This is a genomic window from Synechococcus sp. BA-120 BA3 (genome assembly GCF_034931285.1).
In the GTDB taxonomy this organism is placed as follows: Bacteria; Cyanobacteriota; Cyanobacteriia; order PCC-6307; family Cyanobiaceae; genus Cyanobium.
Genome location: NZ_JAYGHZ010000325.1, coordinates 1 through 7,112 on the forward strand (window position 1 = coordinate 1; position 7,112 = coordinate 7,112).

Here is a 7,112-nt window from a genome sequence, read left to right on the forward strand (position 1 = left end):
GGCGGGAGCCGCGGCGGGATTCCGGGGCGCTGTCGCGGTCGCGGCGACGGGCGCCGAAATCACTGCTGGAGGAGCGGCCCTGGCCACCGGCGCTGTAGCGGCCGGCGATACCGTCGGGGCGCTCGCCCCTGGGGTTGTCCCAGCCGTCCGGTTCCTCGCGGCGGCTCGCTGCCCGCTCGGGAATGGCAGCGCGGCTGGGCCGGCGCGGCCGATAGAAGTCGTCCTCGGGCTCGTCGCGGGAGGGGATGCGGCGCCGCAGGGGTTCGGGCTCGTCGAACCGGTCCGGCTCGTCGTCCCAGCTGCGGCCGCCGCCGAGGCCACCACGGGGCCGGAAGGGGGCCGCGGGCTCCTCGTCGTCGAAATAGGAGGAGCGGCGGGCCTGCTCGGTGGTGACCCCCCGCAGGCGGACGCTCTCGTAGGCGAAGAAGACCGTGGTGCCGGCCAGCAGGAACTGGCCGAACTGGAGGATCGGATCCAGGCGCCACCCCTGGAAGAAGAGGATGCCGCCGCAGAGCAGGCCGATGGCGGCGAAGAACACGTCGTAGTCCCGGGCCAGGGCCGGCTTGAAGCTCCTCATGAAGTAGAGGAAGGCTCCACCGACCGCCAGGACGATGCCGACGATGCTGGCCCAGTTGAGGCTGGCGTTGACCACGGCGGTTCACCCGGGCGACGGGCCCCACTCTAAGGACCGCGCCCGCCCTGTCATCGGCAGGCGCAGGGGGCCCGTCGGATCAGAGGCGCCGGTCGAGCTGGTCGTTCTGGCTGATCAGCACCAGGGCGATGGAGATGGGGATCACCACGATGACCGCGCCCCAGGCGAGGCTGCTGAGGAAGTTGGCGAGGGAAGGGGTCATGGCAGGGGGGCGCTCCGGACAGCTCGGCGGATCCTAGGCAGTGACGGCGGCTTCCTACGATCGGTGTTCCGACGCTTAGAGCTTTGTGACGGCCCCGGCCCCCCTGCCCCTGCTGCACCTGACCCTGGGGCTGCTCCTGGCGGGCTGGACCCTGCTGTTCCTGTTCCGCATCGTCCTCACCTGGTACCCGGCTGTGGACCTCACCAAGGGGGTGATGCGGGTGGTGGGCGCGCCCACCGAGCCCGTTCTGGCCCTCACCCGCCGCCTGATCCAGCCCATCGGCGGCGTCGACGTGACCCCGGTGGTCTGGGTGGGGCTGATCAGCCTGCTGCGGGAGCTGCTGGTGGGTCAGCAGGGACTGGTCACCCTGGCCCTGCTGCGCAGCCAGGCCGTCGGCTGAGCTGGGGCCCTCTCAGCGGTTCAACATCTCCTCTTCGACGAACTTGGTCCAGACCTCGCCGCGCTGGAACTCCTTGCGATCCAGCAGGGCGAGGTGGAACTCGATGGTGGTGGGGATCCCCGTCACGGCACATTCCGAGAGGGCCCGGCGCATGCGTCGGATCGCATGGTCCCGATCGGTCCCCCAGACGATGAGCTTGCCGATCAGGGAGTCGTAGAAGGGCGGGATCTCGTAGCCCGTGTAGACGTGGCTGTCGATGCGCACCCCCGGTCCCCCGGGGGGCAGCCAGCCGGTGATCTTGCCCGGGGCCGGCCGGAAGTTGTGGCGCGGATCCTCGGCGTTGATGCGGCACTCGATGGCGTGGCCGGTGATGTGGATCTGGTCCTGGCGGACGGAGATCGGCTCGCCGCCGGCGATGCGCAGCTGCTCGGCGATCAGGTCGATGCCCGTCACCATTTCGGTGACGGGATGCTCCACCTGGATGCGGGTGTTCATCTCCATGAAGTAGAAGGCGCCGCTCCTGTCCACCAGGAATTCGACCGTGCCGGCCCCCTCGTAGTTGATGCTGCGGGCCGCCGCCACCGCCGCCTCGCCCATGCGACGGCGCAGCTCGGGATCGAGCCCCGGACTGGGGGCTTCTTCCAGGAGCTTCTGGTGGCGACGCTGGATCGAGCAGTCGCGCTCCCCCAGGTGCACCACGTTGCCGTGGCGGTCGGCCAGCACCTGCACTTCCACGTGCCGGGGCCGGTCGATGAATTTCTCCATGTAGAGGCCAGGGTTGCCGAAGGCGGCCTCGGCCTCCCCCTGGGCCGCACGGAACAGGGTCTCGAGCTGGTCGGCGGCTGGCACCAGGCGCATGCCCCGGCCGCCGCCGCCGGCGGTGGCCTTGATCATCACCGGGTAGCCCATGGCCGCGGCGAGGCTGGCGGCTTCGGCGGGATCCTCCAGCAGCCCCTCGCTGCCGGGGATCGTGGGGACCCCCACCCGCTGCATGGTGATCTTGGCCGTCGACTTGTCGCCCATGGCCAGGATCGAGGCCGGCGAGGGACCCACGAAGATCAGGCCGTGGTCGAGGCACTTCTCGGCGAAGTCCGCGTTTTCGGCCAGGAAGCCGTAGCCGGGGTGGATGGCGTCGGCGCCGCGGGAGGTGGCGGCGGCCAGGATGTTGGGAACGTTGAGGTAACTGCGGCTGCTGGGGGCCTCGCCCACGCAGACCGCCTCATCGGCCAGCTGCACGTGCAGGGCGTTCTTGTCGACGGTGCTGTAGACGGCCACCGTGGCGATGCCGAGCTCCCGGCAGCTGCGCAGGATGCGGAGGGCGATTTCGCCGCGGTTGGCGATCAGCAGTTTGCCGATGGGCATCCGTGCAGGTCCGGGCGAAGGGGCTGGCGGGGGTGCGGCCGTGCCGGGGCGGACTGTATCAGTGCTCACCGGCGCCGCCAGGGCAGCACCCCGCCATCAGGGTTGCCGGGGGCGGGGAAGCCTGTGCGTATATTGCTCAGTCGGTGAGGGCCCCGGCCCGCTCCGACCACGCGGATGTGGTGGAATTGGTAGACACGCACGTTTGAGGGGCGTGTGGCTTCGGCCTTGCGAGTTCAAGTCTCGCCATCCGCATTTTTCTTCTTCAGCCCGGTCCCCCGGAACCTGCGGTTCTCTTGACCCAGCCGTCGCCGGTCTCCGCTCCAGCCGCCGCGAGCGCGATCGTGCTGGTCAGCAACGGCCCCGGGGAGCTGAGCACCTGGGTGCGCCCGCTGGCCGAGCAGCTCCATCGGCTGCAGCCCCTGCGGCCCCGGGACCCGGCCGCCCCCTGCAGCCTGCGGCTGGTGCTGGTCCCCTGCCCCAACGCCACCGGCGCCGAGCATCGGGTGGCCCAGGGCTGGGGGCTGTTCGAGCGGGTGCTGCCGGCCTCCAGGTTCTGGTGGCTGCTGCTGCGGCCTCGCCGCCACGGCCCCTGGCCCCAGCGGGGCGTGGTGGTGTTCCTCGGCGGCGACCAGTTCTGGACCGTGCTGCTCTCCGCCCGTCTGGGCTACCGCCACCTCACCTATGCCGAGTGGGTGGCCCGCTGGCCCCGCTGGAACGACCGCATCGCCGTGATGGGGCCCACCGCCGCCGGCCGCCTGGCCCCCCGCTGGCGGCAGCGGGCCACGGTGGTGGGTGACCTGATGGCCGATCTCTCGACCCTGGCCCGCCAGGACGACCCCCTCCCGCCCGGCGACTGGGTGGCCTTGCTGCCCGGCTCGAAGCGGGCCAAGCTGCTGGTGGGGGTGCCCTTCCTGCTGGAGACCGCCGACCGGCTGGCGGCCCTGCGGCCCGGCTGCCGCTTCCTGCTGCCGGTGGCCCCCACCACCTCGGTGCGGGAACTGCTGGCCTACGGCGGGCCCGCCAACCCGCTGAACCGCCTCCGGGGGTCTGGCGAGCCCCAGCTCCGGGGCGATGAGATCGTCACGGCCGCCGGCACCCGCATCCTGCTGCTGGAGCGCCATCCCGCCCACGCGGCCCTGAGTCAGTGCGCCCTGGCGCTCACCACGGTGGGGGCCAACACGGCCGAGCTGGGCGCCCTGGCGGTGCCGATGATCGTGCTGGTGCCCACCCAGCACCTGGCGGTGATGCAGGCCTGGGACGGCTGGATGGGGCTGCTGGCCCGGCTGCCCCTGCTGCGGCGTCTGGTGGGGGTGGCCCTCACCGCCTGGCGCATGCGCCATCGCGGCTTCCTGGCCTGGCCCAACATCTCCGCCGGCCGCGCCGTGGTACCGGAGCGGGTGGGGCCGATCGAACCGGCCCAGATCGCCGCCGAGGCCGCCGACTGGCTGGAGCATCCCGAGCGCCTGGCGGCCATGGCCGACGACCTGCGCAGCCTGCGGGGCCAGCCGGGCGCCGTGGCGGCGGTGGCAGCGATGGTGCGGGGCCTGCTGCCGCCACCGGAGCCCTCCGGGGTGCCGGTGCGATCTGGATAGGATTCAGCTCACCCTGGCCCCATGAGGGGTTCGCCACCATGCAGCCGAGCGATTCCACCACCCCAGCCAGCACCGTTGCCGCTGAGGCCGACTGGCGCTCGAAGCTGACGCCCGAGCAGTACCGGGTGGCCCGCGAGGGGGGCACCGAGCGGGCCTTCACCGGTGCCTACTGGAACAACAAGGCCACCGGGATGTACCACTGTGTCTGTTGCGGCAGTCCCCTGTTCAGCTCCGCCAGCAAGTTCGATTCCGGTACCGGCTGGCCCAGCTTCTGGCAGGGGGTGAGTGACGGGGCGATCACCACCCACACCGACCGCTCCCACGGCATGGAGCGCACCGAGATCCGTTGCGCCACCTGCGACGCCCACCTCGGCCACGTCTTCAACGACGGGCCCACCCCCACCGGCCTGCGCTACTGCGTCAATTCGGCGTCGCTGCAGTTCGCCGAGGGCTGAGGCCGGGCGGCCGCCCTCTCACCAGGGATCGTCGAGGATCTCGGGCTCCACATCCACCGGCTCCCTGGCGCGGGGGGCCTCCCGCGGCGGCGCTTCGGCGGGGGCGGTGTAGGGATCCCGCTCCGGCTCGTAACCGCGGTCGGGCCGGTAGCGCTCCTCGGGGTAACGGTCCTCCGCGTAGCGATCTTCTGCGTAGCGCTCTTCGCCGTAGCGCTGGGGCGGGTTGCGATCGGGTGTGCGGTCGGAGCTGCGGTCGTCGTACCGGTCCGGCGCCACCCGCTCCCGCCGCTCGCTTTCACGCCCGTACGCCTCGGCCGGGCGGGCTTCGGGGCGCTGGCGCGGTTCCGGCAGGTCGTCGTCGAGGTAGCGGCGCTGGCGCAGGGGCTCCCGCTCGCGCCGTTCCTCCAGTTCCACGTACTCCAGTTCCTCGGCGGGCTGGAAGCTGCGGCTGGCGGCCGGCTGGATCCGGCGCTGCTCCTGGACGGTGGGCTGGCCCGCCGGCAGCTGGTTCTCGGCCGGAACGGCCCCGGTGCGGAACCGGTCCCGCTCCTCCTGCTCCCAGCTGGCGCCGCCGATGCCGAGCTTCTCCAGCAGGCCGGTGCCGAGCTGCTTGAGCTTCTCCTCGGCCCCCTCGTAGACGATGATCCGGTCCGGGCCGCTGCTGACCACCTCCCCCACCGGCATCTCCCAGGTGCTGAGCACCCCTTCCCCCAGCAGGGGAACGCCGAGGGCACCGATCACCAGGGTGGTGAGTTCGCCGGTCTCGATGTCGAAGCTGAAGCCGAGCACCCGGCCGAGCTGTTCGCCCGACTCAGTGATCACCTGGCAGTTGATGACCTTGCTGTAGCGCTCGGGATTGAACCCCTCGGCCAGGGAGTCGGCCGAATCCACCAGGATCACGTCACCCACCTGGCGGATGCGATCCAGCGGCATCCAGCGGGGCAGGCCCGGCAGGAATCGGGTGAGAGGGTTGTCCCGCAGGCCGAGGGCGATCACTTCGCGCCGGTCGATGTCGACCACCACCTCGCCGACGACGCCCAGACGCCGGCCGGTGTCCCGGGTGATCACCTGGGTGCCCATCAGTTCGGAGCGCAGCCAGAGGCGGTCGCTGGGGGCGGCGGGCTCGGTGGAGGGGGGAATCGGGGAGGTCAAATCCGGAGATCGGGGCTGGACGGCAGGGGGAACGGGAGCGACTTCACGGCCTGGAACAGCCTGGTCGGCCCATTGTGGCCCACGCGGTCGGCTCAGGCCGCCGGCGGCAAACCGACCACCTGGGTATGGGAGCCGCGGGCCTGGGTGACGCCGATGGTGCGGGTGGCCGCGGCGATCATCGGCCGGCGGTGACTGACGACCATGAACTGGGCCTGGTGCGCCTGGGCGGCGATCAGGGCCGCCAGCCGCTCGACGTTCACCCCGTCCAGGAAGCTGTCGACCTCATCGAGGGCATAGAAGGGCGAGGGACGGAAGCGCTGCAGGGCGAACAGGAAGCTGAGGGCGGTCAGGGATTTCTCACCGCCCGACATCGAGGCCAGCCGCCGCACTGCCTTGCCCTTGGGATGGGCCACCAGGGTCAGGCCACCCTCGAGGGGCTGCTCGGGGTTCTCCAGCTGCAGGTGACCCTCGCCGTCGGAGAGGCCGGCGAAGATCGTCTGGAAATGGCCATCGACGGCCCGGAAGGCCTCCATGAAGGCCTCCTGGCGCAGGGTGGCCACGGTCTCGATTCGCAGCAGCAGCTCCTCCCGCTCCTTGCTGAGCACCTCCAGCCGGTCGTCCAGGTCGGCCAGCCGCTGCTCGAGCTGCTCCAGCTCCTCAAGGGCGAGCATGTTGACCGGCTCGAGCGCCTCCATGCGCTGCTGCAGGCTGCGCAGGTTCTGCTGCAGCGCCTCCAGGCCGGCCTCGCGCACCTCTTCGCCCAGCTCCGGGCGGGGGTCGGGCAGCTCCCGTTCCATCTGGGCCAGCCGCAGGCCGTGGCTGCGCTGCTCCTCGGCCAGGGCCAGCCGCTCCTCCTGGCGCCGCTGCAGTTCCCACTGGCGCTGCTGCAGGGCCTGGCGTCGGCCGGCCAGGTGGGCTTCGGCCCCGTCGCGGGCGCGGCGCCGCTCGCCGAAGCGGGTCTGCAACTCGCTCTGCTGGCGCTCCAGCAGGGTGCGGCGCTCCTGCTCCGCCTGCTGGCGTTCCTTCCAGAGCTGTCGCTCGGCCACCAGGGCCTGCACCGCCTCCACCAGCCGCCGTTCCTCCCCGGCGAGGGCCTCCAGCTGGCTGCCCAGCCGCTCCGCCCCCAGGGCCCGGTCGCGCCGCTCCGCCTCCAGCTCGTCCCGCTGGCGCCGGGCCTCCACCAGGGCCTGGTCGGCGTACAGGCGCAACGTCAGGCCGTTGCGCTCCAGCCGGTCGGGCGCCGGACGGTAGTCGGCGAGGTGGACGACGGCCATCGCAGCCGTACCCGGGGGCCGCC

At 71.9% G+C, this 7,112-nt stretch carries 7 protein-coding genes, 1 tRNA gene and 1 pseudogene; 4 read left to right on the forward strand and 5 right to left on the reverse strand.

Annotation, left to right across the window (positions count from 1 at the left end):
- A partial coding sequence (locus VB737_RS13420; protein WP_500313678.1) for a Ycf66 family protein occupies positions 1-652 on the reverse strand: 652 nt, incomplete at its 3' end.
- A 79-nt stretch (positions 653-731) separates the two neighbouring features.
- Complete coding sequence (gene psbX, locus VB737_RS13425; RefSeq protein WP_323306397.1) at positions 732-854, reverse strand: photosystem II reaction center protein PsbX; 123 nt, start codon at positions 852-854, stop codon at positions 732-734.
- Between the two features lie 85 nt (positions 855-939).
- Here psbX and VB737_RS13430 point away from each other — a divergent pair, with 85 nt between their 5' ends.
- Positions 940-1,254 carry a YggT family protein gene (locus VB737_RS13430; protein ID WP_500313680.1) on the forward strand — a complete coding sequence of 105 codons (315 nt, stop codon included), beginning with the start codon at positions 940-942 and terminating at the stop codon, positions 1,252-1,254.
- Between the two features lie 12 nt (positions 1,255-1,266).
- Here the strand turns inward: VB737_RS13430 and accC are convergent, their stop codons facing one another.
- Positions 1,267-2,616, reverse strand: coding sequence for an acetyl-CoA carboxylase biotin carboxylase subunit (gene accC / locus VB737_RS13435; RefSeq protein WP_500313682.1), 1,350 nt, complete (start codon positions 2,614-2,616; stop codon positions 1,267-1,269).
- A gap of 170 nt (positions 2,617-2,786) precedes the next feature.
- Between accC and VB737_RS13440 the strand changes: the two genes are divergently transcribed.
- From VB737_RS13440 to msrB, 3 genes are all read left to right on the forward strand, one after another.
- Positions 2,787-2,868 (forward strand) — tRNA-Leu (locus tag VB737_RS13440).
- A gap of 41 nt (positions 2,869-2,909) precedes the next feature.
- A complete protein-coding gene (locus VB737_RS13445; RefSeq protein WP_500313684.1) occupies positions 2,910-4,208 on the forward strand; it encodes a glycosyltransferase family protein in 1,299 nt (432 codons plus the stop codon).
- Positions 4,209-4,246: 38 nt separating this feature from the next.
- Positions 4,247-4,663 carry a peptide-methionine (R)-S-oxide reductase MsrB gene (msrB, locus tag VB737_RS13450; RefSeq protein ID WP_500313685.1) on the forward strand — a complete coding sequence of 139 codons (417 nt, stop codon included), beginning with the start codon at positions 4,247-4,249 and terminating at the stop codon, positions 4,661-4,663.
- An 18-nt stretch (positions 4,664-4,681) separates the two neighbouring features.
- Here msrB and VB737_RS13455 read toward each other — a convergent pair whose 3' ends face one another.
- Both VB737_RS13455 and VB737_RS13460 read right to left on the reverse strand, forming a co-directional pair.
- Positions 4,682-5,815, reverse strand: coding sequence for a PRC-barrel domain-containing protein (locus VB737_RS13455; protein ID WP_500313687.1), 1,134 nt, complete (start codon positions 5,813-5,815; stop codon positions 4,682-4,684).
- A gap of 92 nt (positions 5,816-5,907) precedes the next feature.
- Positions 5,908-7,112: pseudogene (locus VB737_RS13460) on the reverse strand (chromosome segregation protein SMC); the annotation flags it as partial.